The sequence below is a fragment of the Marinobacter mobilis genome, assembly GCF_900106945.1.
Taxonomy (GTDB): Bacteria; Pseudomonadota; Gammaproteobacteria; order Pseudomonadales; family Oleiphilaceae; genus Marinobacter; species Marinobacter mobilis.
The window spans coordinates 41,437-67,919 of sequence record NZ_FNNE01000012.1; the positions used below are offsets into that span (position 1 = coordinate 41,437).

At 57.2% G+C, this 26,483-nt stretch carries 23 protein-coding genes and 3 tRNA genes; 16 read left to right on the top strand and 10 right to left on the bottom strand.

Annotated features, from left to right (window positions below; genetic code table 11):
- The first annotated feature begins 32 nt into the window (after positions 1 to 32).
- Positions 33 to 1,028 (top strand): CobW family GTP-binding protein, encoded by a 996-nt coding sequence (locus BLV11_RS16780; protein WP_091817162.1) that lies wholly within the window; start codon positions 33 to 35, stop codon positions 1,026 to 1,028.
- 498 nt (positions 1,029 to 1,526) lie between these two features.
- On the opposite strand, the gene BLV11_RS16785 is transcribed toward BLV11_RS16780, so the two are convergent.
- Positions 1,527 to 2,498 (bottom strand): response regulator, encoded by a 972-nt coding sequence (locus BLV11_RS16785; protein ID WP_091817166.1) that lies wholly within the window; start codon positions 2,496 to 2,498, stop codon positions 1,527 to 1,529.
- A 255-nt stretch (positions 2,499 to 2,753) separates the two neighbouring features.
- Here BLV11_RS16785 and BLV11_RS16790 point away from each other — a divergent pair, with 255 nt between their 5' ends.
- Both BLV11_RS16790 and BLV11_RS16795 read left to right on the top strand, forming a co-directional pair.
- Positions 2,754 to 3,236, top strand: a complete 483-nt coding sequence (locus BLV11_RS16790) for a YajQ family cyclic di-GMP-binding protein (protein WP_091817316.1) — start codon at positions 2,754 to 2,756, stop codon at positions 3,234 to 3,236.
- A gap of 50 nt (positions 3,237 to 3,286) precedes the next feature.
- Entirely contained in the window at positions 3,287 to 4,660 is a 1,374-nt protein-coding gene (locus tag BLV11_RS16795) for an AmpG family muropeptide MFS transporter (RefSeq protein WP_425433840.1), read from the top strand.
- A gap of 22 nt (positions 4,661 to 4,682) precedes the next feature.
- Here the strand turns inward: BLV11_RS16795 and BLV11_RS16800 are convergent, their stop codons facing one another.
- Both BLV11_RS16800 and BLV11_RS16805 read right to left on the bottom strand, forming a co-directional pair.
- Positions 4,683 to 4,991, bottom strand: a complete 309-nt coding sequence (locus tag BLV11_RS16800; protein WP_091817319.1) for an MGMT family protein — start codon at positions 4,989 to 4,991, stop codon at positions 4,683 to 4,685.
- Between the two features lie 82 nt (positions 4,992 to 5,073).
- Positions 5,074 to 5,835 (bottom strand): SDR family oxidoreductase, encoded by a 762-nt coding sequence (locus tag BLV11_RS16805; protein ID WP_091817322.1) that lies wholly within the window; start codon positions 5,833 to 5,835, stop codon positions 5,074 to 5,076.
- A gap of 147 nt (positions 5,836 to 5,982) precedes the next feature.
- On the opposite strand from BLV11_RS16805, the gene BLV11_RS16810 reads away from it, so the two are divergent.
- From BLV11_RS16810 to gspD, 6 genes are all read left to right on the top strand, one after another.
- Positions 5,983 to 6,477 carry an FxsA family protein gene (locus tag BLV11_RS16810; RefSeq protein ID WP_091817172.1) on the top strand — a complete coding sequence of 165 codons (495 nt, stop codon included), beginning with the start codon at positions 5,983 to 5,985 and terminating at the stop codon, positions 6,475 to 6,477.
- Positions 6,478 to 6,641: 164 nt separating this feature from the next.
- Positions 6,642 to 6,929 carry a co-chaperone GroES gene (gene groES / locus BLV11_RS16815; RefSeq protein WP_091817175.1) on the top strand — a complete coding sequence of 96 codons (288 nt, stop codon included), beginning with the start codon at positions 6,642 to 6,644 and terminating at the stop codon, positions 6,927 to 6,929.
- Between the two features lie 74 nt (positions 6,930 to 7,003).
- The gene (groL, locus tag BLV11_RS16820; RefSeq protein WP_091817180.1) at positions 7,004 to 8,656 is read left to right on the top strand and encodes a chaperonin GroEL; all 1,653 of its coding nucleotides are present in this window, start codon (positions 7,004 to 7,006) and stop codon (positions 8,654 to 8,656) included.
- Positions 8,657 to 8,809: 153 nt separating this feature from the next.
- Positions 8,810 to 9,598, top strand: a complete 789-nt coding sequence (gspN, locus tag BLV11_RS16825) for a type II secretion system protein N (protein ID WP_091817184.1) — start codon at positions 8,810 to 8,812, stop codon at positions 9,596 to 9,598.
- A complete protein-coding gene (locus BLV11_RS16830; protein WP_091817189.1) occupies positions 9,598 to 10,449 on the top strand; it encodes a type II secretion system protein N in 852 nt (283 codons plus the stop codon). Before gspN ends, BLV11_RS16830 begins: the two co-directional genes overlap by 1 nt.
- 79 nt (positions 10,450 to 10,528) lie before the next feature.
- Positions 10,529 to 12,478, top strand: coding sequence for a type II secretion system secretin GspD (gene gspD, locus BLV11_RS16835; protein ID WP_091817192.1), 1,950 nt, complete (start codon positions 10,529 to 10,531; stop codon positions 12,476 to 12,478).
- A 160-nt stretch (positions 12,479 to 12,638) separates the two neighbouring features.
- Here gspD and BLV11_RS16840 read toward each other — a convergent pair whose 3' ends face one another.
- The 6 genes from BLV11_RS16840 to purE all read right to left on the bottom strand — a co-directional run bounded on the left by BLV11_RS16840 (position 12,639) and on the right by purE (position 19,948).
- Positions 12,639 to 14,618, bottom strand: coding sequence for a M48 family metallopeptidase (locus BLV11_RS16840; protein WP_091817195.1), 1,980 nt, complete (start codon positions 14,616 to 14,618; stop codon positions 12,639 to 12,641).
- 12 nt (positions 14,619 to 14,630) lie between these two features.
- Positions 14,631 to 15,218 carry a LemA family protein gene (locus BLV11_RS16845; RefSeq protein WP_091817199.1) on the bottom strand — a complete coding sequence of 196 codons (588 nt, stop codon included), beginning with the start codon at positions 15,216 to 15,218 and terminating at the stop codon, positions 14,631 to 14,633.
- 21 nt (positions 15,219 to 15,239) lie between these two features.
- Positions 15,240 to 17,300 (bottom strand): putative bifunctional diguanylate cyclase/phosphodiesterase, encoded by a 2,061-nt coding sequence (locus BLV11_RS16850; protein ID WP_091817202.1) that lies wholly within the window; start codon positions 17,298 to 17,300, stop codon positions 15,240 to 15,242.
- A gap of 239 nt (positions 17,301 to 17,539) precedes the next feature.
- On the bottom strand, positions 17,540 to 18,118 hold the full coding sequence (gene sodB, locus BLV11_RS16855; RefSeq protein ID WP_091817207.1) for a superoxide dismutase [Fe]: 579 nt from the start codon (positions 18,116 to 18,118) through the stop codon (positions 17,540 to 17,542).
- 167 nt (positions 18,119 to 18,285) lie between these two features.
- Complete coding sequence (locus BLV11_RS16860; protein ID WP_091817210.1) at positions 18,286 to 19,401, bottom strand: 5-(carboxyamino)imidazole ribonucleotide synthase; 1,116 nt, start codon at positions 19,399 to 19,401, stop codon at positions 18,286 to 18,288.
- A gap of 55 nt (positions 19,402 to 19,456) precedes the next feature.
- Positions 19,457 to 19,948 (bottom strand): 5-(carboxyamino)imidazole ribonucleotide mutase, encoded by a 492-nt coding sequence (gene purE / locus BLV11_RS16865; protein ID WP_091817214.1) that lies wholly within the window; start codon positions 19,946 to 19,948, stop codon positions 19,457 to 19,459.
- A 220-nt stretch (positions 19,949 to 20,168) separates the two neighbouring features.
- Between purE and BLV11_RS16870 the strand changes: the two genes are divergently transcribed.
- The 6 genes from BLV11_RS16870 to BLV11_RS16895 all read left to right on the top strand — a co-directional run bounded on the left by BLV11_RS16870 (position 20,169) and on the right by BLV11_RS16895 (position 23,003).
- Positions 20,169 to 21,113 carry a hypothetical protein gene (locus BLV11_RS16870; RefSeq protein ID WP_091817218.1) on the top strand — a complete coding sequence of 315 codons (945 nt, stop codon included), beginning with the start codon at positions 20,169 to 20,171 and terminating at the stop codon, positions 21,111 to 21,113.
- A 125-nt stretch (positions 21,114 to 21,238) separates the two neighbouring features.
- Positions 21,239 to 22,096: a DUF2846 domain-containing protein gene (locus BLV11_RS16875; RefSeq protein WP_091817223.1), complete on the top strand. Its 858-nt coding sequence runs from the start codon at positions 21,239 to 21,241 to the stop codon at positions 22,094 to 22,096.
- A gap of 164 nt (positions 22,097 to 22,260) precedes the next feature.
- A complete protein-coding gene (locus BLV11_RS16880; protein ID WP_139173250.1) occupies positions 22,261 to 22,485 on the top strand; it encodes a hypothetical protein in 225 nt (74 codons plus the stop codon).
- 212 nt (positions 22,486 to 22,697) lie between these two features.
- A tRNA-Val gene (locus tag BLV11_RS16885) sits at positions 22,698 to 22,773 on the top strand.
- Between the two features lie 66 nt (positions 22,774 to 22,839).
- Positions 22,840 to 22,916, top strand: a tRNA-Asp gene (locus tag BLV11_RS16890).
- Between the two features lie 11 nt (positions 22,917 to 22,927).
- Positions 22,928 to 23,003: transfer RNA gene (locus BLV11_RS16895), tRNA-Val, on the top strand.
- Between the two features lie 178 nt (positions 23,004 to 23,181).
- Here the strand turns inward: BLV11_RS16895 and BLV11_RS16900 are convergent.
- A complete protein-coding gene (locus BLV11_RS16900; RefSeq protein ID WP_091817229.1) occupies positions 23,182 to 24,591 on the bottom strand; it encodes a 3-oxoacyl-ACP reductase in 1,410 nt (469 codons plus the stop codon).
- Positions 24,592 to 24,856: 265 nt separating this feature from the next.
- Here BLV11_RS16900 and BLV11_RS16905 point away from each other — a divergent pair, with 265 nt between their 5' ends.
- Positions 24,857 to 26,185, top strand: coding sequence for an acetyl-CoA C-acetyltransferase (locus BLV11_RS16905; RefSeq protein ID WP_175528373.1), 1,329 nt, complete (start codon positions 24,857 to 24,859; stop codon positions 26,183 to 26,185).
- Positions 26,186 to 26,483: the final 298 nt, after the last annotated feature.

Sequence of the window (26,483 nt, forward strand, 5' to 3'; positions counted from 1 at the left end):
AAATCCTTATTCAGCAGACGGAAAGGTAGCCCGTGAAACAACCCATTCCAACCAACCTGATTCTTGGTTTTCTCGGCGTTGGCAAGACCACTGCGATTCTGGATTTACTGAAACATAAGCCGGACAACGAGACCTGGGCGGTACTGGTTAATGAATTTGGTGCGGTTGGTATCGACGGCGCCTTATTGGGCGGTCAGGGAGCGGTGGTTCGGGAGGTGCCGGGGGGCTGTATGTGTTGCGTTGCAGGCCTGCCCATGCAGATTGGCCTGAACCGGTTGATACATGAAGCCCAGCCCGATCGCCTGTTGATTGAGCCGACAGGGCTGGGGCATCCCACCCAAATCATCGATACCCTGACGAGTGAGCACTACGCAGAGGTCATCCGCATGGAGGCGGTGATTGGTCTGGTCGATCCCAGGCGCCTGGACGAGCCTCGGGTTATGGCGAACGAGCAATTTCAGGATCAGGTGGCGACAGCAGATGTACTGGTCGCGAATAAAGCAGACGTGTGCAGCGCGTCGGAGCGGCAACGCTTCATGGCGTGGGCAGAGGCCTTGCAACCGGCTAAGCGGATCGTTGCGGTTACGGAGCAGGGACGGCTTCAGCCAGGCTGGCTTGACGGCCCTCATCAGGCCCGCAGGGTGGAAGTGCCCGGGTCCCATGCCCATGTTCATTTGCATGAGCACGCCGGTAACGATGTCCCGATCGCAGGCGACGTGCCTGAATCCGGCTGGCGTCTGGTCCGTCACTCAGGGCAGGGCCATGTCAGTATCGGCTGGCTGGTTGGATGTGATTACACGTTCGACGACAGGGCGCTGCAGAATTTTGCCTGTGATTCCCGGTTTCGCCGCTTCAAAGCCGTGGTGAGAACACGTGTGGGGTGGCAGGCGATCAACGTGGTTGATGGGGTTGTGTCCTCGCGGGCGGTGATGGCCCAGGCCTGCTCGCGCCTGGAAGCGATCAGTGAGCGCCCGTTGCTTTCCTCGGCGCTCGACGGCGAATTGAGGAGTCTGGTTGCCGAGGCATAAAAAAGGCCAGCAACTTGCTGGCCTTAAAATAAGGAAAGAACAAAACTGTGCCTGAAACTCTGAATTCTGTGTGGAAGCCCGCCCATTTAGCGGCGGAGGGACTGCCTGACTCCTCCGCCATGGGGGGATACTGCTTGAATCCACGATCCCAGAATAGGTCGTATGAAGGGGTATGTCTGTTCGTGATGTGTGTCCCAGTGTTACGGATTGTTTGAGTCGTTGTGTTTTCCAATCACATAAAAAAGGCCGGCTTGTTAGCCGGCCAGTAAAGCAGAGAACACAACGTGCCTGAAACTCTGAATCCTTGGGTGGAAAGCCCGCCCATTTAGCGGCGGAGGGACTACCTGACTCCTCCGCCATGGGGGATACTGCTTGAATCCACGATTACAGAATAAGGCGTTTGCGCCTGACTGTCTGTTTAGGATCGGTGTCCGGGTGTTAACGCGTGTTTACTGATTGGTGAATAAATATTGCTCAGGCAGTATCGCTCGACCCGCCTCAGGTGTTTTCGGTCACTGGCGGCTGTATTTCGGTGAACCGCCGGGTCTCATAGGCGTCCATCAAGCCTTCTACAGCGGTGCGCTCGACATCCTGTACCGAGGGTGTGCCATGTTCGGCGGCCGCCTTGCACAGCACCATGCCAGCTTCAACGGAGACATAGCCCACCGTGGTTTTCAGCGCCTTGTGATTGATGCCGTCGAAAATCCGGCGAAAGGTGGATGCGGTGCAGTGCTCGCTGTTGCTGAAGTGGGCAATGATGGCGTACTGGTTGTCGCCAACCCGGCACAGCGAATCCATGGGGCGAATAAGGTGGCTCAGCCGGCGGGAGATCCCGACGGCGAGTTCGCTCATGATGGTCGGGGAATGCTGACGCTTGAGTTCCTGCCAGTTACGAATACCGCACAGTACGTAGGCAGAAGCGCCACCACGGGATTCGGCCTGGCGCAGGCTTTTGCCAAGTCGTTCGCGGGCGTAGCGGTTATTGCAGAGGCCGGTTTCCAGATCAATGATATTGCTGGCCTCCAGTTCCCGGTTGTTTTCCATCAGCAGGGCATTGGCGCGCAACAGGGTATTCTGGCGATCGGCGATTCGGTCTGCGGCAAATACCCGAGGAATCAGCTGCTTGCTCATATCCGACTTGTAGATGAAGTCGTCAACACCGCGATCGAAGGCTTCGGCCAGCGCTTCGACGCTCTCCTTGGCGGTTAGCAGGATGATGTAGCTGTAATGGTTGTTCTGCTCGTCCTGCTGCCGAACCATGTCGGTCAGCTCCAGACCATCCATTTCTGGCATCAGCCAGTCGGCAATCAGCACGCTCACGGGACGCTCTTCCATCATTTTCAGTGCAGCGGGGGCATCGTTGGCTACGCGGACATCCCGGTAACCCGCCGTGCGCAATGCTTTACTGACAATCATGCTGCTGAACTTGGCGTCATCGACTACGAGAATTGAAAGGTCAAGATTTGGCATTTTTAGACAACTGCTCACCAGTGGGTAGGGGGCAACCGGTCAATGTCAGATGCGATGGCGGCTCCGTCTTGGTATGCTTGCGGCCTCATGAGCGGGGCGCTTCCGGGAGCCCCTGATAGGATCTGGCAGGGGTTGCAAAAGAGGCCATTATAGCCAATGGTTGCAGCGGGTCTGTCGATTAATGTTAAACATGCGGACTGAATGCCTGCGGAACCACTGGTACGTGACGGCCTCCGCATTTTGGGAGTTTCCACCATGCCTTCTTTTGACATTGTTTCTGAAATCGACATGCATGAAGTCACCAATGCGGTTGACCAGGCCAAACGGGAACTGGGTAATCGCTGGGACTTCAAGAACGTTGAAGCCGACATCGAGCAGGACGACAAAGGGATTACCCTCAGTGCCGAGCAGGACTTTCAGCTCGAGCAGTTGCAGGACATCCTGCGCATGACCTTTGCCAAGCGCAACATCGACAGCCGCTCATTGACGGAAAACGGCGACAGCAAGGCTGGCAAGCTGGTGAAGCAGCACTTTACCCTGCGTCAGGGCATCGAGACCGACATGGCCAAGAAGATCGTCAAAATGATCAAGGATGCCAAGCTCAAGGTCCAGGCCAGCATCCAGGGTGACAAGGTGCGTGTGACAGGCAAGAAGCGTGACGACCTGCAGACCGCGATTGCCCTGCTCAGGGAGTCTGAGCTGGAACTTCCGCTGCAATACAATAACTTCCGCGACTGATCGGGAGATCTCTCATTCAACTTAACGCCCGTGCGGCCAATCTGCTGAGCCTGTTCAGGGTCTATCTCCGCTGGCAGGTCATCGCCCTGCTGTTTCTGGGGTTTTCCGCGGGCCTGCCTTTCCTTCTGGTGTTCTCCACCCTGAACGCCCGGTTGGCAGACGTTGGGGTAGAGACTGCAACCATCGGCTTCTTCAGCTGGCTTGGGATTACCTATTCGATCAAGGTGTTCTGGGCTCCGGTGGTCGACCGGCTGAAGATACCTCTGCTCGACCGGCTGTTGGGTAAACGGCGCAGCTGGATGTTGCTGGCCCAGGCCGGAATCGCTACCGGGCTTTATCTAATGGCGAACGTGGATGCCGTCTCAGCCACCGAAATGCTTGCGCTGTGCGGACTGTTGGTGGCTTTTTCATCGGCGACCCAGGACGTGGCGATTGACGCCTACCGTATCGAAATCGCCGACGAGCGGCTTCAGGCGGCGATGGCTGCGACCTACATCTTTGGCTACCGCCTGGCGTTGCTTGTCGCTGGCGCCGGCGCCCTGTATCTGGCGGAGTTCTGGTCCTGGCAGGTGGCGTACGAAATCATGGCGTTGCTGGTTGGTATCGGAGTGGTCACCGTGCTGTGCGTGCGGGAGCCTGCCGTTAATCATTTCGCTGCGGCGAACGATATCGCGGATCGTGTCGAGAAAGAGGCTCTGAAGCGCAGTCACCTGAACCCCCGCCTGGCACGTCTGATTGGTTGGTTTTCAGCCGCTGTCGCCGGGCCTTTTATGGATTTCTTCCGCCGCTATCAGCATTACGCGCTGATGATACTCATCACGGTGGCGGTGTATCGCATATCCGACATCGCGATGGGGGTGATGGCAAACCCGTTCTATCTGGACTTCATGGGTTTTTCCAAAACCGAAGTCGCCAACGTGACCAAGGTCTTTGGTTTCTTCATGACCATTGCGGGCTCAATGCTCGGCGGTGTTCTGGTGGTTAAATACGGGGTGCGTCGGATCTTGCTGTTGGGGGCGGCCCTGACCGCGGCCACGAATCTGCTCTTTGTACTGCTGGCTCAGTACCCGCCAAGCACAGTCACCCTGGCGGTTGTGGTGAGTGCCGATAATCTCAGTGGCGGGGTTGCCAATGTTGCCTTGATTGCCTGGTTGTCCAGTATGACCAGCGCGTCATTTACCGCTACCCAGTATGCTCTGTTCAGCTCGCTGATGACCTTGCCCGGGAAGTTCATTGGAGGGTTCTCGGGCATGGTGGTGGCGGGCTTCGGCTACGCTGAATTCTTTCTCGTGGCGGGGTTGATGGGAGTGCCGGCGATTCTGTTGTGCATCTACCTGATTCGTCACGGCCGTCAGCTGGATGCTCTGGCACCGCTGAATCATAGTGAACGCAATGGCGAGGAAACGGCGGCCGGCACGGCCTGAATGGCTCGTGGCTGGGAGCCCCTCAGGGCTGCCAGCGGAAGCGGGCCATCGACACTTTTCCGTTAACCACCTCAACACCTTCCCCGGTGAGCCGTTCTACCTGACGTCTAAAGGCGTCGGAATCCAGGGGGAAGGCAATTTGTCCGTTACTGCGAATAACCCGGAACCAGGGCAAATCATGACCTTCCGGGAGCATGCCCAGCGTCCGCCCAACAAAGCGAGCCTGCCGGCCAAGCCCTGCCATTTCAGCTACCTGACCGTAACTCACAACCTGTCCTGGCGGAATGGCAGCGACCACTTGCCAGATTCGCTGTTCTCGTGATGGTTCCATGATGAATAGGCAGAACGGTGGGAGCTTGTGCGTGGGTGGGGTTGTCACCGGATCCGTGTCCAACCCCTGTCTCAGGCTGGAATCAGAGTCTCAGAGCACCGTCAACTTCGATCATGCGTCCGGACACATAATCGTTCTCGAAGATAAAGGCGGCCGCAGAGGCAATGTCTTCCGGTTTACCCATGCGCTTGAGCGGGATGCCTGCCGTCATCTTCTCGAGAGCTTCGGGCTTCATGGAGGCGGTCATTTCGGTCTCGATAAAACCTGGAGCAATGCCCATCACCCGGATGCCGTATCGTGCCAGTTCCTTGGCCCAGACCGGGACCATGGCCGCAACCCCCGCCTTGGCAGAGGAGTAGTTGCTCTGGCCCATGTTGCCCGCGCGGGAGATGGAAGAAATGTTGATGATTGCGCCCTGGTCGCCGTTCTTGATCATCTGGGTGGCGGCTTCGCGGCCACACAGGAACACGCCGGTGAGGTTAACGTCGATCACGGCCTGCCATTCGGCGAGGCTCATGCGCTTGACGATCTCGCCGTCTTTCACCTTGATCATCAGGCCGTCTCTCAGGATGCCGGCGTTATTGATCAGGCCATTAAGCTGACCGAAATCGGCGCTGATGGCCGCAAAGGTCTTCTCGACGTCTTCTTCTTTTGCGACATTGCAGACGTAGGCTCGGGCTTCAACGCCAGCCTGCTGGCAGGCGGCGACGGCCTCATCGAGCTTTTCCGGCAGCAGGTCGATCAGCGCCAGTTTGGCGCCCTTTGCTGCCAGGTACTCGGCCATGGCACGACCCAGACCCTGGCCGCCACCAGTAATTGCAATCACAGAATCTTGAAGTTTCATATTTTGCCCTAACTGTTGGGGGTAGGGAGCCGGGAACTTTGCCATAGCCACTGCCTGAGGGCCGGCAGTCCTGACTCCGTTTGGATTTCGAGGTCGGGCGAGTATAGCAGACCCGGCACTACCAGCGACTAGACCAAAGGCCTGTGAATGGGCATATTCCTGCTTCTGTTTATCATCCTGCCAATCGTTGAAATGGCGATCCTGATCAAGGTGGGCACCCTGATCGGAGCGCTCAATACCATCGCGCTGGTCCTGCTGACGGCGGTCATCGGTGCGGCCTTGCTCAAGCAGCAGGGGCTGGCGACGCTCCTGCGAGCGAACCAGCGCCTGAACAGTGGCGAACTGCCGGCAAGGGAAGTGGCCGAGGGGCTGATACTGGCTGTTGGTGGCGCGCTGCTGTTGACCCCGGGCTTTGTCACCGACGCCATCGGGTTCCTGTGCCTTCTTCCGGGCAGTCGGCACTGGTTGGCGGCTAAGGCGCTCAAGCGCATGGTGGTCAGCGGTCAGGCCCAGAGTTTCCAGTTCACCATGCGTGGTGGCAACTATCGTCAGGGCCCCGGGTTTTGCCGGGATGACGACGTCATCGAAGGTGAGTACGAAGATGAAACCGACCGCGGCCGTGACCGGATAGAAAAAGACTAATTTTTTTATCCGGAGGCATTGAAAATGGAAGGTCGACCCCCAAAATACATCCCACAACTTCACCGTGGCTGGAAGAATCGACTGAAAAACAGCGATTTATCCTTCGCGGTTTTACACGCAAATGTCATTGCCAAAGACAACCTGACTAATGGAGATACCGAGCAATGAAAATTCGTCCGTTACACGATCGTGTTGTCGTGCGCCGTAAGGAAGAAGAAGAGAAATCTGCAGGCGGCATCGTGCTGCCGGGTGCCGCAAAAGAGAAGCCTTCCCAGGGTGAAATTATCGCTGTGGGCAACGGCCGCGTTCTCGACAATGGCGAAACCCGTCCGCTGGCCGTCAAGGTTGGTGACACCGTTGTCTTCGGTCAGTACTCCGGTAACACCGTTAAAGTTGACGGTGAAGACCTGCTGATCATGAGCGAAAGCGACATCTTCGGCGTTCTCGAGTGATCCGATCGGATTGAACTGAATCCAAGACTCGATTGAACCTACGTATAGAGTTTAGCGAACAGGAATAAAGAACTATGGCAGCTAAAGACGTTAAATTCGGTGACAGCGCACGTAAGCGCATGGTAGCTGGTGTCAACATCCTGGCCGACGCGGTCAAGGTTACCCTGGGCCCGAAGGGTCGTAATGTGGTTCTGGACAAGTCCTTCGGCTCACCCACCGTCACCAAAGACGGTGTTTCCGTAGCCAAGGAAATCGAACTGAAAGACAAGTTCGAGAACATGGGCGCTCAGATGGTCAAGGAAGTGGCTTCCCAGACCAACGACAACGCCGGTGATGGCACCACCACCGCTACGGTTCTGGCTCAGGCCATCGTTAACGAGGGCATCAAGGCAGTGACTGCCGGCATGAACCCGATGGATCTGAAGCGCGGTATCGACAAGGCAACCCAGGTGGCTGTTCAGGCCATCCGTGATATGTCCCAGCCTTGCGACGACAGCCGCAACATCACTCAGGTTGGCACCATCTCTGCCAACGGTGACGACACCATTGGCCGCATCATTGCGGACGCCATGGAGCGCGTTGGTAAGGAAGGCGTGATCACCGTTGAGGAAGGTCGTGGCCTGGAAGACGAGCTGGACGTCGTTGAAGGTATGCAGTTTGACCGCGGCTACCTGTCCCCGTACTTCATCAATAATCAGGACAGCATGTCTGCCGATCTGGAAGATCCGTTCATCCTGCTGGTTGACAAGAAGATCTCCAACATCCGCGAACTGCTGCCGACTCTGGAAGCGGTTGCCAAAGCTGGCAAGCCACTGATGATCATTGCCGAGGATATCGAAGGCGAAGCGCTGGCCACACTGGTGGTTAACAACATGCGCGGTATCGTCAAGGTAGCCGCTGTGAAGGCGCCTGGCTTTGGTGATCGTCGTAAGGAAATGCTGCAGGACATCGCGATCCTGACCGGTGGCACCGTCATCTCTGAAGAAGTTGGCCTGTCACTCGAAAGCGCCACTCTGGATGACCTGGGTACCGCCAAGCGCGTTAACATTACCAAGGAAAACACCACCGTTATCGATGGTGCCGGTGCTGAAGGCGACATCCAGGCTCGCGTTGAGCAGATCCGTCGTCAGATCGAAGAAAGCTCTTCCGATTACGACAAGGAGAAGCTTCAGGAGCGTGTGGCCAAGCTTGCCGGCGGTGTTGCCGTGATCAAGGTTGGTGCTGGCTCTGAAGTTGAAATGAAAGAGAAGAAGGCTCGTGTGGAAGACGCTCTGCACGCGACCCGCGCTGCGGTTGAAGAAGGTATCGTTGCCGGTGGTGGCGTAACCCTGATTCGCGCTCTGGCCTCTCTGGAAAACCTGGAAGTGGATAACGAAGACCAGAAAGCCGGTGCGAACATCCTGCGCCGTGCCATGGAAGCACCGCTGCGTCAGATCGTGTCCAATGCCGGTGGCGAAGCCTCTGTTGTTGTTGCCAAGATCCGCGAAGGCGAAGGTACCTTTGGCTTCAACGCGGCCAAAGATGTCTACGGCGACATGCTGGAAATGGGTATCCTCGACCCTGCCAAGGTAACCCGCTCTGCGCTGCAGGCAGCTGCGTCTGTTGCTGGCCTGATGATCACCACCGAAGCGATGGTGACTGATGAGCCGGAAGACGAAAAGGCTGGTGGCGGTATGCCGGATATGGGCGGCATGGGTGGAATGGGCGGCATGGGCGGCATGATGTAAGCCAGCCTTTGGCGCTGAACCTGCGTAACCCGCAGGATTCGCACCCAAATAAAAACCCCGCATTTTTGCGGGGTTTTTTTATGTTTTTCTCCATGGACTTACGGTCAGTGTTTGTTAGACTCGGAAGCCACTCGAACAGTCGTTAAGAACGGTATGAACCAAGCCAGTCAGCGCGCTTTCCTGCGCCCGGGAAAACTTATCCTCCTCCTTATCCTCGGGCTTATTACCTATCTGGTGGCATTGCTGATCTGGATTCCTGCCGGCTGGCTCTGGCAACAGGCGGCCGGGTACGTCGCGCTGCCACCTCAGGTCAGGGTACAGGCGGTATCTGGAACGCTCTGGAACGGCGCTGCGGCGTTACGAGTGCAAGGACGGGATGTGCGTGCCGACTGGCAACTCGGGTGGCCATCAGGGGCCGGCTTGCCGCTGGACCTGAGCCTTGAAACCCGGTCCTCAAGACTGCAGGGCGAAGTGCTCGTTGGGGCGGACGGATCTGTGGCTCTGGATGCATCCGGGCAGGTCCATGTGGCCGAATTTGAAGATCTCATCCGCCAAAGCGGGGGCGCCATGCTGGACGGTGACGTGATCATTGACCGGCTCACGGTCACCTGGGCGGACAACCGTCTGGCACAAGCGAGGGGTAACGGCCACTGGCCCGGCGGGCTGGTCACCTGGCCCATGGGAACGGGTTATCAGAGTGCCTCTTTTCCGGCGATGGGAGCCGTGTTGAGTCAGAATCCGGACGGTGTGACCCTGGCGATCTCCCAGCAAGGACAACAGGAGCCTGCTGCCGAAGCCGATGTGCTGCGCAGCGGTCTTTTGCGTATCCGGGTCTACAAGCGGCTGATTGATCTGGCGGGTCAACCCTGGTCCGGCGCAGCCAACCCCGGGGACGTCGTCTTCCGGGTCGAGCAGCCATTGTTGCCGGGAGTGCGTTTCTGATGGTCGCGTCAACCGCTTCCCAGTGGCACCGTCTTGGTCGGATTATGGCAAATAGTCTGTTGGCGCTGTTGGTGGTTTATCTCGCATTCTGGGGAGGACGTCTGACCTGGCTGATGTTATGGCAGCAGCCGTCCGTAGCGCCTCTTTATGCCATGCCGGGTTCCGGTAATGTCAGCAATGGCGGGCTGGGCAGCCAGTCGCTGGCGGCCTATGAGTTATTTGGTCGACCGGAGGGGCCTCTGCCCGTGGCGGAGTCTGTGCGTCAGTCTGCTCCGGAAACCCGGCTGCGTTTACGGTTGGAAGGGGTGCTGGTGGCAGGGCAGGCCGAGTACTCCGGTGCTATAGTTGCTGGAACAGGCGGTATTACAGAGCATTACCGGGTGGGGGATACCTTGCCGGGTAATGCCGAACTGGTTGAGGTTGAGCCCGGCCGGATTCTGATCAAGCGCAATGGTATGTTTGAAACACTGACGTTTGAGGATAACCCTGATGTGGGTGTGGTCGCAGATCAGGAAGATTCAGCGGTTGCCATGCCAGACGACTTTGTGGAAGACATCCAGGCACGTCTGGATAGTCAGGGCGCATCGGCTCTGGTTGCATTTGGGTTAAGGCCGGTACAGGATGGGAGCGCTTCAGGCTACACCTACGATGGCTCCAATGCGATGCTCAACGCCGCCAGTCTGAAAGCAGGCGATGTGATTACCGCCATCAATGGCCAGACGCTGGGCGATTTCGAGCAGGACCGCTCGCTGTTGGAGTCCTGGCGCGATCTGCCCCAACTGGATATTGAAATAGAACGCAATGGCGCCCGGTTCAGTGTCAGCTACGCCTTGCCGGAGCAATGGCGCTGACAACCGTACTTATAAAAGCAAGAACAGCTAAATCAAAGCCCGTCCCAAGGGCTTCATCGATACAGGATTCGATCGTTGCATGAATAAAATGACTTCACCATTTATGCGGGCTTTGGTACTGGCTCTGCTGCTGCCATTCATGTCATTGGCGCAGGCCCAGGAAGGGACCTGGCGGCTGAACCTGAAGGACGCTGATATCCGGGCGTTCGTAACCCAGGTGGCTGACATCACCGGCTACAGTTTTGTGGTCGACCCGCGGGTGAAGGGCAAGGTGACCGTGCTCTCGAGCACACCAATGAACAAGGACGAAATATACGATCTTTTCCTGGCGGTGCTCCATGTGCATGGTTTTACGGCCATTCCCGGCGAGGATGTCATCAAGGTTATTCAGCAGGTGGATGCCAAGCAGTTGGCCGAGAACCTGGAAGGCTTTGAGACGATACCGTCAGAGCAGCTGGTGACGCAGGTCATTCAGGTTCACAATGCCAATGCGCTGGAGCTGGTCCCCATTCTTCGGCCGCTGGTCGCGAAATACGGTCACCTGGCGGCGGTAGCGGCGGCCAATGCGCTGATTATCAGTGACCATCAGGGAAACATTGAACGTATTCAGGATATTGTTGGCGAGCTCGATAGCCCGGCGCAGTATGAGGTTGAGGTGATCCAGCTGCGGGAAGCCTGGGTGGGTGATATGGTGACCCTGTTGCAGGAACTGGCGCCCTCAGAACTAGGTGCCAGCAGTGCCCAGGATGCGGCCCGTAAATACAGCGTTACCGCTGATGAACGCAGTAACCGTTTGATTCTTCGTGGTGATCAGTCATTCCGTGAAAAGATTCGTGGGCTGATTGTCCAGCTCGACCAGCCCTCAGCCTCGGGTGGTGCGACCAAGGTAATTCGCCTTAACCACGCGGATGCAAAGACCCTGGTGGAGATTCTGAAGGGCGTGATGGGCGATGTGGTGTCTGAATCCACTGGCACCACCAATGGAGCAGCCAGCGGGCCACGTACCAATTTCTCGGTATTTGCCGATGAGGGTCTTAATGCGCTGGTGCTGCGCGGAGAGCCATCCCTGATGCAGGAAGCTGAGCTGGTGATTAGCCAGCTGGATGTCCGCCGTGCCCAGGTCTTGATTGAAGCGGCAATTGTCGAGATCAGTGATGAGCTCGGTGAGGATCTGGGGGTTCAGTTTGCGGTTGGTGATCAGTCCGGCGGGTCAACCCCGATTGCTGGCACCAACTTCAACAACCTCGGTGTGAGCGTGACGGACATCCTTGGGGCGATTGTTTCCGATTCGGTGATTGCTCCGGCCACTGGTGGCATTACCATCGGTGCCGGTCAGCGCGATGAGAGCGGTCTCAGCTGGGGGGTTCTGTTGCAGGCGCTGTCCACATCGGCGGCGGCAAACCTGCTGTCTACCCCCAGCATCATTACCCTGGATAACCAGGAGTCGGAAATCATCGTCGGTCAGAACGTACCCTTCCGCACGGGTGAATCCACGGTCGCGGGAGATGGCACCACCAACCCGTTCACCACCATTGAGCGCCGGGATATCGGTCTGACCCTCAAAGTCACGCCCACCATCAGTGCGGACGGCCTTGTGCGTCTGGTGGTTGAGCAGTCCACGGAAAATATTGCAGACAGCGTAGAGAATGCGTCTGACATCGTGACCAACAAGCGGGAAATCAAGACCACGGTGCTGGCAGATGATGGCGAAACCATCGTGCTGGGCGGCCTGATCAAGGATGACTTTATGGTCAGTGAGAGCAAGGTGCCTTTCCTGGGTGATATTCCTTACCTGGGACGCCTGTTCAGTTCGACCTCCGAACGCCGGGTCAAACGTAACCTGCTGGTCTTCCTGCGCCCGACCATCATGTTCGGCAAGGAAGAGGCCATTGCCGCTACCTCGGACAAATTCAATACCATCTGGGAAGTGGACCTGGGTATCCGCGAGAAGCTTGGTATGCCAGTTGGCGGCGAGGTTCCGGAAACCCCGAACATCGACGCACTGTTTGATCCAGCCTTGAGGCCCTGAAACCGCTGGAACCGGAGTGATTGATATTGGCCCGCGTTGTTACGCGGGCCAATTTTTTGGTGCTGCGGAAAGAGGGGTATCCGCAGGGTCTTCGGGTTGGATCGTTCTCCTGCTGGCCAGGGCATTCCGTCAGGTGGCGGGGTGTTGCGGTTATCTTGTGTCAGTGCGTGCCCGGCAGTGGTGGCATCGGGCAATCCAGTTGATCTGCAACCAGTCTCAGGATGTCATATTCGGTGGCATCCACCTTGCCGTCATGGGTCACGCAGTGGCCACAGGCATCAATAATCGAAGGCTTGAGAAGGGGGGATAGGGCATTGAGGTGCGTCAGCGCTTCTCTCAGTCTCTTCAGGCTGACCTTCTCCTGTATCGCAGAATCGCTGTCCCCAGCTTCACTGAAACCAGCCATCGCCTCCTTATAGAGTTTGCCGGCTTCCTTGGGAGTGGCTGTGCCCGCCCTTGCCATCAAACTGAATAACGCACGCAGGTGGCCGGCCACCGGGCGATAGCTGCGATAATGAACCCTGGACGCTTTACCTGCATCGGCGGACAGGTGCCGTTGCAGAAAGCTGGTGAGCGCGAACTCGAACAGTGTCATCCGGTTGTCCGCCATCACTAGGATCTGCACCTGCTCAGCCAGTAGTGTGCGTTCCTCCGGTGCCAGCTTTCGCAGCGCCGGCATGGCCAGTTCCAGGGCAGGGAAGCGTACCCCGGGGCCAAGGCGTTCCAGTGTGGGCACCAGCTTCTCGAGCAGATCAGTCTGTGGGCTGAACAGGGGGTGGGAGTCTAGCCGGCTCAGGTACTCGTTACGGGTCGCTGGCTCCACCCCGGCGGTTACCAACGCATAGCAAAGCTGAACTGCGCCTGAACGGGTATAGAGCAGCTCGCGGAAGGTTGCCGGTAGCTGCTTTAGCAAGGACTCCGCATACTGTTCATTGTCCCGGGTAACCTGGCCAACCGACGCCGAGAACGCGCCCGCAACCGGCGCCCGGGTCACGGAAGAGAGATTGCGGCTGGTGGCACCACTGGCGAAACCTTTAACCTGATCTGCAACCTCTGAACCCTTTGTCGTACCTGTCTTTGAGGCAGCCGCTGCACGAATTTTTTCGGCGGGTACGGAATCACGCATCCGGCTTTGCAGGCGTGTCAGCAGGCCGGGCTGAATGGCATTGATGCGTTTCTCGATGGGTGGGTGGGAGGCCAGCAGACTGGAAAACGCCATGCGGGCACTCTCGCCAAAACACATATGGTTCATGTCAGTGGCATGACTGGTGGATTTCAGGATGCCGCCCTTGAGCCCGATCTTATAGAGGGCTGCAGCAATGCCTTCGGGGTTACGGGTGAACTGAACCGAGGATGCGTCCGCTAGCAGTTCCCGCTGGCGGGAAACGGCCGCCTGGATCAGCCGGCCGAAGAATACGCCAACATAGCCAATAATCAGCAGCGCCAGACCAACAATCGCCAGTGCACCTTGTTGGTTGTCCCGGCGTGACGACATCGAACTGCGATAGGCGCCGCTCTGGAGCAGGAAACTGCCAATCTGCCCAATGACCAGTATGCCTGCCAGAATGGCGATCAGGCGCACGTTGAGGCGCATGTCTCCATTAAGGATGTGGCTGAACTCGTGACCTACCACACCTTGTAACTCATCCCGGCTCAGTTCCGTGAGCGCTCCGTGGGTGACAACCATGACTGCTTCGCTGGCGGTGTAACCGGCCACAAAGGCGTTGATGCCGCTCTCATGATCCATCACATAGAGTTGAGGCACGGGGACGCCGCTGGCGATGGCCATTTCCTCAACGACATTGCGAAAGCGGCGCTCTTCCTGATCCTGGGTTGATGGGTCAATGAGGCGGGCTCCGACCATTTGTGCCACTCGCTCACCGCCACCGGCCAGGTCAAGCCAGCGAAACGCTGACACCAGCAGGATCAGTCCGGCAACGGTACCCGCGGTGAGCGCGCCATGGCGGGACATCAGCCAGTCAAGGTACGACAGGGACGTGGTTTCGCTGCGGGTGACCAGGTAACCGACCAGACAAACGGACAGGCTGATCAGAATCACCGCAACCAGAAACAGGAATACCAGTAGGGTCGTGTTGCGCCGGGCGTTGGCCTGGCGCTCGAAAAAGCCGTGGTTGGACATGCGGATGAGTGCTTAGAAAGAGACTTTTGGAGCCTGTCGGGCTTCTGGAGATTCAAGCTCGAGCTGGGCGGTCTCCTTGAAAGAGAACATGCCGGCAATGATGTTGTTCGGGAATTTCTCCCGGAAGATGTTGTAGGTCATGACGCCGTCGTTATAGGACTGGCGTGCAAATGACACGCGGTTCTCGGTACTGGAGAGCTCTTCCATCAATTGCTGGATGGTTTCGTTTGCTTTCAGCTCGGGATAATTTTCTGCCACCGCGTAGAAATTGGCGAGGGCCTTGCTCAGCATGCCTTCTGCACTGCCCAGACGCTGGATGTTCTTGCTGTCGACCGGATCCCGCGCCGCCGCTTTCTGGGCTTCGATGGCGCCGTTACGGGCCTCCATGACCTGGGTCAGGGTTGCTTTTTCATGGCTCAGGTAGGCCTTGGCAGATTCCACCAGGTTCGGAATCAGGTCATGGCGACGCTGGAGCTGGACATCAATCTGGGCAAAGCCATTCTTGAACTGGTTGCGATAGGTGACCAGGCGGTTGTAGATGGAAATCAGAAAAATAACAACGGCTGCAATAACGCCAAGGCCAATCAGTGTGGTTGTCATACAAGCTCCTTGCTATGGGGGTCAGGCATTGTTCTCGATCATCTTATCGTGAAATTTGACTACAAACGACTCAAACTCCTGACTTTGCAGGGGTTTGCTGAAGAAATAGCCCTGCGCCAGCTGGCAGCCGCGCTGGCGGAGGTAGTGCTCCTGCTCTGGGGTTTCCACGCCTTCGGCAATCACCGACAGGTTCAGGCTTTTGCCAAGGTCAATGATGGTATTCGCAATCCGGGTATCTTCCTCGTTGATCAGCAGGTCCCTGACGAATTGCTTGTCAATTTTCAGGTGCTGGACGGGCATGCGTTTGAGGTAGGTGAGGGATGAGTATCCGGTACCAAAGTCATCCACCGCAATCTGGATGCCCTTGCGTTTGAAGCGGTGAAGTTTAGCGATCGCATCTTCAAGATTGGTCATCACGGTGGTTTCGGTCACCTCCAGTTCCAGTCGGTTGGCTGGTAACTGGTGCCGTTCCAGGGTCTCAAGCACGGTTTCAACGATGTCGTGCTGGCGTAGCTGTACTGCTGAGAGGTTGACGGCAATGCGCATGGGCATGCCTTCGGACGCCCATTGCGCGGCCTGGTGGCAGGCCTGATCCAGTACCCAGCGGCCGATATCGACAATACTGCCGCTCAGCTCGGCCAGGGGGATAAACAGGTCGGGCGGTACCAGGCCCCGTTCCGGATGCTCCCAACGCAGCAGCGCTTCTGCACCAATGATACGGCCGTTTTCCAGGCTGATCTGGGGTTGGTAGACAAGGTGGAACTGAGCTTTGTCGAGAGCGCCGGCAAGATCTTTTTCGAGTCGTTTGCGTTCCCGCATTTCCTGGTCAACGCTGGCTACGTAGAACTGGAAGCAGTTCCGGCTGCCGGTTTTGGCCAGCGTCATGGTCTGTTCTGCAAAGTGCAGCAGTCGGTCGAGTTGCTCCGCATCATCGGGGAACAGCGCAACGCCGATTGTGGCTGTAATGCCAATGGTGTGCTCACCCGTGCTGATCGGTTTGCTGAACAGGTGCAGCAGTTTTTCGGCAGTAATGGTGGCCTGGTAGTCATTGTCGAGATCTTTCTCGATAACAACGAACTGATCGCTGCCCAATCGCGCCTTGAGAAACTGGCTACCTGGGAGGCTTTCCTCAAGTCGGTCGGCAATGTTTTGCAGGATCAGGTCACCGGACTCGTAACCAAACTGGTCATTGATGCTCTTGAAGTCGTCGATGCCGCAGCAGAATACCGACAGTATCTTGTTTTTGCGCCTGGTCTCTTCCATCGCGGCGCCGAGCAAGCCGAGCAGGTAATCGCGGCTGGGCAGGCCGGTCAACTGGTCGTAACGTGACAGTCGGCTGACCCGTTCTTCGGCTTCCCGCTGCTTCTTCTGGCTGTCCGAGATGGCCACCAGCAAATTATTGGTGGCGTTGACCCAGAGCCCAAGTTCGTCCTGTTTGTGGCCTTTGAGCGGGGTGATCAGGCGGTTATCGGGGAAGGCCGGGTCGACCTTCGTCAGCGAATCGATAATTTTGAGCAGAGGTTTGGTCAATAACAGGTGATAGACCATGAACAATACCAGTGCCAGGATCGTGGCGCGGGCAAGTCCGGAGCCAAAGGTGAGGGTGGCACGTTCAAGCCAGCTGGCGGCGGTGGGACCGGTATCGTAACGGACTTCCAGGTGACCGTAGACGATGTTGGGGTCTTCACTGCGGGTGAGCGCAATCCGGTAACTGCGTTCTGCCCGGAAGATGGAGTCAGTCAGTTGACGGTACGGGGCATTGGCAAGGGGGCGGGCCTGCTGGCCAAGTGGCTCGCCGTCGGGATGGCTGATGTTGGCAAAACGGACTGAGCCTTGCTCAAAGAGACCGTCCACCACCTGTTGTGCGAGCTCATCATCAATGCTGAAGACGGCCTGGGTCGCGGCTTCGCGAACCAGTGCCATGGTTTGCTCGGCCTGGGTATCGAGTTCTGATGACACCCGGCGTGCGTCGATGACAATCTGAGCTGCGCTAAGCAAGGCCCCTGACACCAGGGCAATCGACAGTACCCAGCGCAAAATACGGTAACCAAGACGGTGTTCAATCTGGAATGTGCTTTTCATTCACGCCCAAACTTTGTTGTTATGCCCTTTCCCTGGTAGCCCCGGTTCAGGCCGCCGCCGCTGCAAAGCAATCCTGTTTTTTATGCCAAGGTATTGGAGTATGCGTCAGCTTACCCGGTTCAGGCAATTCTGATACCGGGTTGAGGCGTATTTGAGAACTGGATGCGCTCTGATTACCGTGACCCAATAAAAAACGCCCGCATAAGCGGGCGTTTCTGGAACATCGATCCGGTTAGGGATCAGGCCAGGTTTTCGTTGACGAAATCCCAGTTAACCAGGTTCCAGAATGCTTCCATGTAGTTCGGACGAGCATTGCGGTAGTCGATGTAGTAGGCGTGTTCCCAGACATCAACGGTCAGCACAGGCTTGTCAGCTGTGGTCAGCGGGGTTTCTGCGTTGCTGGTGTTGACGATAGCAACACTGCCGTCAGCCTTCTTCACCAGCCAGGTCCAGCCAGAGCCGAAGTTGTTAACGGCTTTGTCGGTGAATTCCTTCTTGAAGTTTTCAAAGGAACCGAACGCCTGGTTGATGGCGTCTGCAGCTGCGCCGGTAGGCTCACCACCGCCGTTGGGGGCCAGGCAGTGCCAGTAGAACGTGTGGTTCCAGACCTGAGCGGCATTGTTGAACAGGGGGCCGCTGGAGTTCTTGATGATTTCTTCCAGGGACTTGCTGGCATCATCAGTGCCTTCAACCAGGCCGTTCAGCTTGGTGACGTAGGTGTTGTGGTGCTTGCCGTAGTGGTACTCAAGCGTTTCAGCAGAGATGTGTGGTTCCAGTGCGTTCTTTTCGTAGGGCAGTGCGGGAAGTTCAAATGCCATGAGGTCGTTCTCCCTGGTTTCTCTCTATGGATCGGCGGGGTAAGGAGCCCGCCGAATGGGTATTCAAACAGACGCAGGTGACAGCTTAAGCAGCGTTGTGACCTGTTTCCAGTCGTAACTGATTATTCTGGTGACAAAAAAAGAGTATCGGGGCGGTTGTGCCAAATTCAACCCCGGGTGAGCGAACAACTGAACTCGGGCGAGCCCGGCAGAAATTCAGCGCAGTTACGTACCCGCCAGACCAGCTCTTCATAGCTGTCTGCCAGGATGTTGATGTGCCCCAGCTTGCGGCCCGGGCGCTCGCCTTTGTCGTACAAATGAACATGAGCGTAGGGCAGCCTCAGAATGCTGTCGATATCACCGTGCTCTCCGATGATGTTGATCATGCAGCTGACTCCCCGGGCGGCAGTATCGCCGAGGGCATGACCGCTGACAGCCCGAATGTGGTTTTCAAACTGACTGGTGGAAGCTCCCTCGATCGTCCAGTGGCCGGAGTTATGGACCCGTGGTGCCATCTCGTTGGCGACCAGGCCGTTTTCCGTCTCGAACAGTTCAAGAGTGAGCACGCCAACATAGTCGAGCTCACTGAGCAGGGCGCGGATGTAACGCTCGGCTTCACTGCGGGTGTCCGGAGACAGGCCAGGAGCCGGGGCAATGGAGTAGCGCAGGATACCTTCGTGGTGGGTGTTTTCCGCCATGGGGTAGAAGGCAATGTCGCCATCTTCAGCGCGAGCCGCAATCATCGACACTTCGCGGGAAAACTCGACAAACTTCTCGACAATCAGGCGGGGATGACCAATGGACTTCCACGCTTCTGCCGCTTCTTCAGGTGAGCGCAGCACGGCCTGGCCCTTGCCGTCATAGCCTTCGGTGTTGGATTTCGCCACCACCGGGCAGCCCAGCTCCTCGGCTGCCTTCTTAAGGCTGTCCGCACAGGTCGCAATCTTCCACTGAGGGGTGGGAATGCCCAGTTCGCCAAACAGGGTTTTCTCGGCTTCCCGGTTCTGACACACCTGCAGCGCCCGGGGAGAAGGATAGACCGGCTTCTCAGCGGCGATCTTTTCGGCAACCTCGACCGGCAGGTGTTCAAATTCGTAGGTGACCCGGTCAACCCGACTCAGGAAGTCATCAAGATAGCGCCCGTCGCGATCGACGATGACTTCACCAATACCGACACTGGGGCTTCCGGACAGGTCGTAGAAAACGAAGGTCTTGGCCAACGGATAGCCTGCCAGGGCCAGCATTCTGCCCAGCTGTCCGGCGCCTAGAACACCAATTCGCATGGAGATCTCCCGAAATTCTCTATAAAAGGGCTTGGATTCAGCGTGCCGCAGACACTCAGGACGCTTTCGGGTCAGGGTTGTCCAGCACCGTCTGGGTTTGCTGGGCGCGGAAGGTCTCAACCGCCTGACGCACGGTATCGTCAAAGGTGCCGATGATCTGGGCTGCCAGCAAGCCTGCATTGGTTGCGCCGGCCTTGCCAATCGCCAGAGTTCCGACGGCAATGCCACCAGGCATCTGTACGATGGACAGGAGCGAATCAAGCCCGTTCAGGGCTTTTGACTGAACCGGAACACCGAGCACCGGAAGTGACGTCTGGGAGGCAACCATACCGGGAAGGTGGGCTGCGCCACCGGCACCTGCGATGATGACCTTGAGGCCCCGTTCGGAGGCGGATTTTGCGTAATCGAACAACAGATCTGGTGTCCGGTGAGCCGATACCACACGGGTTTCGTACGGTACTCCCAGTTTATCCAGCATATCAGCCGCGTGCTCCATGGTCGGCCAGTCCGACTTGGAGCCCATGATGAGTCCTACCTGCGCTTGCATAAGTAGTGGTCCCGAAGGTTATCAAGAAAGCCGGCCATTGTATGTACTGCCAGTAGCGCATGCAAATACCACCGGACTCCCTTGGTCGCGAGCCTTAAGCGGGGGTATCATCAAGGCCTTAATTTTAGTGGAGAATGGCTCTGCTGGCGATGCCCGGAGCCTGACTCCTGAGTCGTTTTTTTGACTGTGGGGTCGCGCAGTCCAGTCAGAAGAGGTTGTTATGGAGCCGATTCGTCCCGATGAGGATGAGCTGAGAAGTCGAATGGCGGCTGAGGCCGTGTCCAGGCCAGCCCGTGCCAGTGATAAGGGAGATCGTGCCCGCGGCGAAGCAAATAAGGCCAAGGCGCCCGCGAAAAAGGAGAAGCCCGCTGAGGCTAAACCAGGAGGGGCAAGGGCGGTGACCTGGTTGGCCATCCTGCTGTTGGCGTTTGTCGGGGTTGGCGGATTCCTGGGGTATCAGCAGGAGCAGCGCATCGAAGCTCTGGAAGGTCAGTTGGAAGAAGCCGATTACTGGGCGCGTCAAAGCAAGCTGGCTTTGGCCCGATTTGAAGGAGCCTTGAGTGAGGCTGGCGAGAGCCTGGAAGAGACCGGGGCGTCGATGGGAGAACGTCTGGACACCGTCGATAGCGAAATCCGCAAGTTGTGGGTGCTGGCAAACGAGCGTAACCGTCAACAGTTGGATCAGCATCAGACGTCTCTAGAGACAGTGCAGTCTTCCATTGCCGCGCTGCAGGCCGGTCAGGCAGAACAGGGAGAGCAGCTTGGTGGCATGGTCGGCCGCATTGACGCACAGGGCGAACGGCTGGGCGAAGATGTCGCGGGACTCGGCCAGCGAATTGACACTCAGGCTGAGCAGCTGGCTGAGCGGCTAGCCGAGGTTAGCGGACGCTTCGATCTGGTGGACGAGCAGATCGACCGCCGTTTGCAGCGCTTTGTTCAGGAACGTCGCCTGGCCGATGAGGAAGTGGCTAGTCGGCTGGCTTCCCTGGAGCGTCGAATGGACCAGCAGGCCGGGGCGGCTGAACTCGCTCAGGTGCGGGAACAGCTCGCCGATATTGAACAGACCGTCAAGGCCATTGATGCTTCGCGGGCACAGCTGACTTCCCGTCTGGTCGGATTGTCGGAAGAAGTCGACCGTCTGCGTCAGGAAACCCGTGCCCAATAACAAGTCCCGGGACCGTTCGGGTTTGTGTAACAGAATGTAGTCATCTCTAGAGGTAGCTCTCAGTTCCCGGTGTGAACAGTTGCTAGTATGGCGACATTCACCACCGGAGCTGGAGAGTTACAACAATGAACCTATCCCTGCTGGCCAAGGTGGCCGTTGTCAGTTCCCTTATCCTGCAATCGGGTTGTCTGTACCAGTCCATCGGGAAAAGCACGGGCTCTTTTCTGCATCCCGTATCTGGTCACGACTTTGTCCACATTGCTGACGATGAGTGGGATCGGAATAACGCGCTGCTGTATTTTTACCGAACTCACTCGCAATGGGCCGCTGACGAAATCGAGGCGCCCAGCGTCTATATCGATGACAAGCACTATTTTAATATTCGCGCTGACAGCTTCACCTGGCTTGAGGTGAGCACAGGCGAGCGCCACATCGCCATGCGCCGGCCGCTGTTGGGGCTCGAAGGGCTGGGCAACTTCAGTCTGAGCCTGATTGCCGATGCCACCTTGTCGGTAGAGCCGGGAAGAATCTATTACCTCCGCTACAACGAGTTGTCAGAGCCTGAAGCGCCTCACCCTGAACTTGATCCGGAGCATCCACTGGCCAGCGGTGATCTGCAGCTGGTAACCCGGGAAGTCGCCATGGCCGCAGGTGAGCTGGTTTCCACCCAGTTCCTTAATAGCGACCTTCTGGCACCGAACCATGCAGCGACGTCGATTGTTGAAGAAAATGAGGATGCGGCCTACGCGCGAGACATTGAGCGGCTGGAAGAAGAGCGGAACGAAGAAATTGAACGGCTGATGGCGGAAGGGAAATATGAGGACTCACCCTGGTACTGGCCATTTGGCGGTGGGCCCTCGGTGCCCCTTGAATCCGACCGCAGGATTCGCGAGCGGGAAAACGCCTACGCGATGCTGGAGAAAGAGCGTGAGCGGCAGCAAGCCATGGCTGAACAGGCTTCAGGAGGTTGGTGGCCGTTTTAGTGCATAAAGCGTGATGTTGGTCGCAGAATTGTTGGCCGAAAAATGTTGATAAAATCATCTTCTGCAATTGTTCCTCCGGAAGACGGCTACTAGACTAGGGAAAGTCGCCAGATCTCCAGTTCGCTGATTGGGCCGGAGATCTAACAGGTATGAGGATGAAGGACATGTCGTTGAAAAACTCCGTGGTCGCCCGTTTGCGTCAGGTATCCGGCGAGTGGGTGCCGGGCCTTAAAGAGTCCATCGGTGGGCAGATAGACGCCGTTCGTGCCCGGTTCGACCAGCTGAATCGTTCACTGGCAAGTAAAGCGTTGCCGGAAGGGCGGCGGGAGCGGGTGCGAGATCTGGTGCTTGAACAGAAAGCCAGGGTGGCGGGCCAAAAGCGTAAGTGAGATGGCTCGGGGTTCGGTATCCGGAACTCTGGGTGGTCGTTGGAATTGTCTTAATTTCGCGCAAAGTGTTTGAAAGTTGAACAAATTCGGGTGTATTTCATTTTTTTTAAAGAATTTTCCTGAAAAGGTTTGACAGCAGCCATCAAATGCTTAAAATGCGCGTCTCAATTGGTTGAGACAGCAACGAGCTGGCTTGGTCAGTGCTGAAAGTTGGGCGGTTAGCTCAGCTGGGAGAGCATCGCCCTTACAAGGCGAGGGTCACTGGTTCGATCCCAGTACCGCCCACCAATTTTCAGCTTGCCGGGATACATTCCGGCCTATGATTTAAAGTTGTTCGCGGCTTTAGATCAATGCGGAGCGGTAGTTCAGTTGGTTAGAATACCGGCCTGTCACGCCGGGGGTCGCGGGTTCGAGTCCCGTCCGCTCCGCCAACTTTTTCCCTGGGTGGTTAGCTCAGCTGGGAGAGCATCGCCCTTACAAGGCGAGGGTCACTGGTTCGATCCCAGTACCACCCACCATTTCCTTTCTCGTTTTTAAATCACCAATTGCAAATGTCTCCCGATACAGAATCCGATCTGTCCGGGGAATTTCTTGCGTCTGGATTTTCTGCTTTGTGTTTCTGGCTGTGGTATTGCGGCGAGGAAAAGTCTGGGGCTCAGCCGGGGCCTGAAGGCGCCCGGCTGATGGGGGAGTGGCTTATTTTCCAATCAACGATTGGCCGCACACCCGCACTACGTTCCCGTTTACGCCGACAGAGCTCGGGTTGCAGTACCAGGCAATGGCTTCGGCCACGTCGACCGGTTGTCCGCCCTGGGAGAGGCTGTTCATGCGCCGGCCGGCTTCACGGATGGTCAGCGGCATTGCTGCGGTCATTTGAGTCTCGATAAAGCCCGGAGCGACAGCGTTGATGGTAATGCCGTTTTTCAGTTGCTTGGCCATGGCTTCAACGTAACCGATTACGCCGGATTTGGCGCAGGCGTAGTTGGTCTGACCGAAGTTGCCGGCAATACCGCTGATGGACGATACGCAGACGATACGCCCGTTATCCCGCAACAGTTCCTGTTCCATCAGCTCTTCATCGATGAGCTCTTCGGCGGTCAGGTTGACGGCAATGGCCATGTCCCAGAAATGTTCTGGCATATTGCCAAGGGTTTTGTCCCGGGTGATCCCTGCGTTGTGGATCACCAGATCGATGCCGCCAAAGTGCTCCTTGACGAACGCTGCGATCTGCTTGGGCGCGTCAGCGCTGGTGATATCGCAGCCAAGGGCCTTGCCTTTGATGCGGTCCGTCACTTTCTGCAGGTCTTCCATGGCTTGCGGGATATCCAGGCCAATAACCGTGGCTCCGTCTCTGGCGAGAATGTCTGCGATGGACTCACCGATGCCGCGGGAGGCGCCGGTCACCAGTGCAACCTTGCCGGTCAGCGGGGCGACAGGGTTGGTGGCCGGGGCATTGTGGGTGGATTTGCTGATGCGAGCGAACTGACCTGATACGTAGGCAGAGCGCGGAGACAGGAAGAAGCGAACACTGCTTTCCAGCTGCTTCTCAGTACCCGGTGCCAGCCACAACAGGTTGGCGGTGGAGCCTTTTTTGCCAATTTCCTTGCCAATGCTGCGGGTGAAGCCTTCCAGTGCGCGTTGTGAGGCGGCCTGGGCGGCGGATTTGCAGTTGGCAGGATCCTGACCAATGATAAGTACCCGGGCGTTGCCTGCCAGTTTGCGGATGGTCGGATGGAAGAAGTCGTACAGTGCCCGCAGTTCGGTGGTGTCCTTCATGCCGGAGGCGTCGAACACGAGGGCTGAAAAGCGTTGGCTGATGTCGCCGCTCAGGTCGAGCGCGGTCGCTTTGTTTCCGGCCTTTGAGGAATCTGCCAGGGAGTCGGTGCCGCTGGCGTGGAACAGGTTGGCCGGGCTTGCGCCAAGAATGGCGCCAAGGCTGGCGATAGCTTTGCTGCCAAGGGCCGCGCCAACCAGAACATCGCCTTCGATAAAGGGCTGGTCTGCACGCTTCCAGCGGTTAAGGGTGACCGGAGATGGCAGTCCCAGGGTCTGGGCGGCAGATTTGCCGACCGGAGTGTTGACGAATTTCAGGTACAGGTCTGACATTATTGGTCCTCTTTCTTGGCGCCTTGAACGCGCCACGCGTTGTATTGGGCAGATGCCGTTAAATTGGTGCGCACTTGAGCCCAGTCGGAAATAAACGATGGGTTCGGGGCGGCTTCAGAGGCCCCCTAGATTAAAGTAACTGCAACTATTTGAATTGACTTAATGCATGGGGGGTGTTGTCAGGGCTGCCAATGAGCGCCGGTGTTGGGGCGTTAGACTGCATGGCAGCACTTTATTGCTGAATTCATTCAATCAGGATACCACTATGGCACAGACTAAAACTTCTACCCCGCGTAAACGTTCTACTCCGGCTGCGAAGGCAGGGGGAGTGCGTCGGGTTGCTGTGATCGGCGGCAGCCGGATTCCATTTGCCCGCTCCAATACCGCCTACAGCAAAATCAGCAACCAGGAGTTGTTGACTGCGGCCCTGAGGGGGCTGGTTGATCGTTTCGACCTGCAAGGCAAGCGGCTGGGTGAGGTGGTTGCCGGTGCGGTTATCAAGCATTCCCGCGACTTCAACCTGACTCGGGAAGCGGTTCTGAGTTCTGGTCTGGCGCCGGAAACTTCAGCCTACGACATTCAGCAGGCCTGCGGAACCGGTCTTGAGGCGGCGATTCTGGTTGCCAACAAGATCGCGCTTGGTCAGATCGAGTGTGGTATCGCTGGCGGTACTGACACAACGTCTGATGCGCCTATTGGCGTCGGTGAAGGCTTGCGGGAGATTCTGCTGGACCTCAACCGGGCCAAGACCAATGCCGAGCGGCTGAAGATTCTGGGTCGTTTCCGCCCAAGCCACCTGGTGCCAACCATCCCCGAGAACGGCGAGCCCCGTACTGGTATGTCCATGGGTGATCACTGTCAGGTGACCGCTCATGAGTGGAATATTCCCCGTGATGAGCAGGACCAGTTGGCATACGAAAGTCATCAGAAGCTGGCGGCGGCGTATGACGAGGGCTTTTTTGACGATTTGGTGACGCCATTGGCGGGGCTTGCGAAGGACAATATCCTGCGGCCGGATACCTCGCTGGAAAAGCTGGCGACACTGAAGCCCTGCTTTGATCGTGAAAACGGCACCATGACAGCGGCAAACAGCACCGCGCTGACCGATGGGGCGTCTTGTGTGCTGTTGGCCAGTGAAGAGTGGGCCAAGGAGAATGGTTTCGAGGTTCAGGCCTACCTGTCGTTCTCGGAAGTGGCTGCAGTCGACTTTGTGGAGAAGAAAGAAGGTCTGTTGATGGCTCCGGCCTATGCGGTGCCGCGTATGCTGGATCGTGCCGGGATCACGCTGCAGGATTTCGATTTTTACGAGATTCACGAGGCATTTGCGGCTCAGGTGCTGTCCACGCTGAAGGCCTGGGAAGATCCTGCCTTCTGCAAGGAGCGTCTGGGGCTGGATAAGCCGCTGGGAAGCATTGATCGCAGCAAGATGAACGTCAAGGGTAGCAGCCTTGCGACCGGGCACCCGTTTGCTGCCACAGGTGGCCGTATCATTGCCACTCTGGCGAAGCTCCTGGAGGAGAAGGGTAGCGGTCGTGGTCTGATCTCGATCTGCGCTGCCGGAGGTCAGGGGGTGACGGCCATTCTGGAGCGTTAATCCAGAGCTGGCGTTGCCGTCTCGAAAGCCAGTCGAAAGACTGGCTTTTTTTTGCCTGAAAATCGGTGGTGGCGGCAAGTGCTCCAGGGAGGTGGTCAGGTTTGAGGTGGGATCGGTGCCAGGGCTTTTCTGCGTGTCATGCAAGTCATCGGGTTATAAGGCTTGGACTGAAAATCCCTTTGCTTTATGCTTGGTCGCTATAAAAAAATGAGCTCCATAGCAAGGGAGCTTGTCACAAAATGCCAATTAAATATCTTTTTATTGTCTAAAAAATGAACGCTTTGTTCAAAATTTTCTA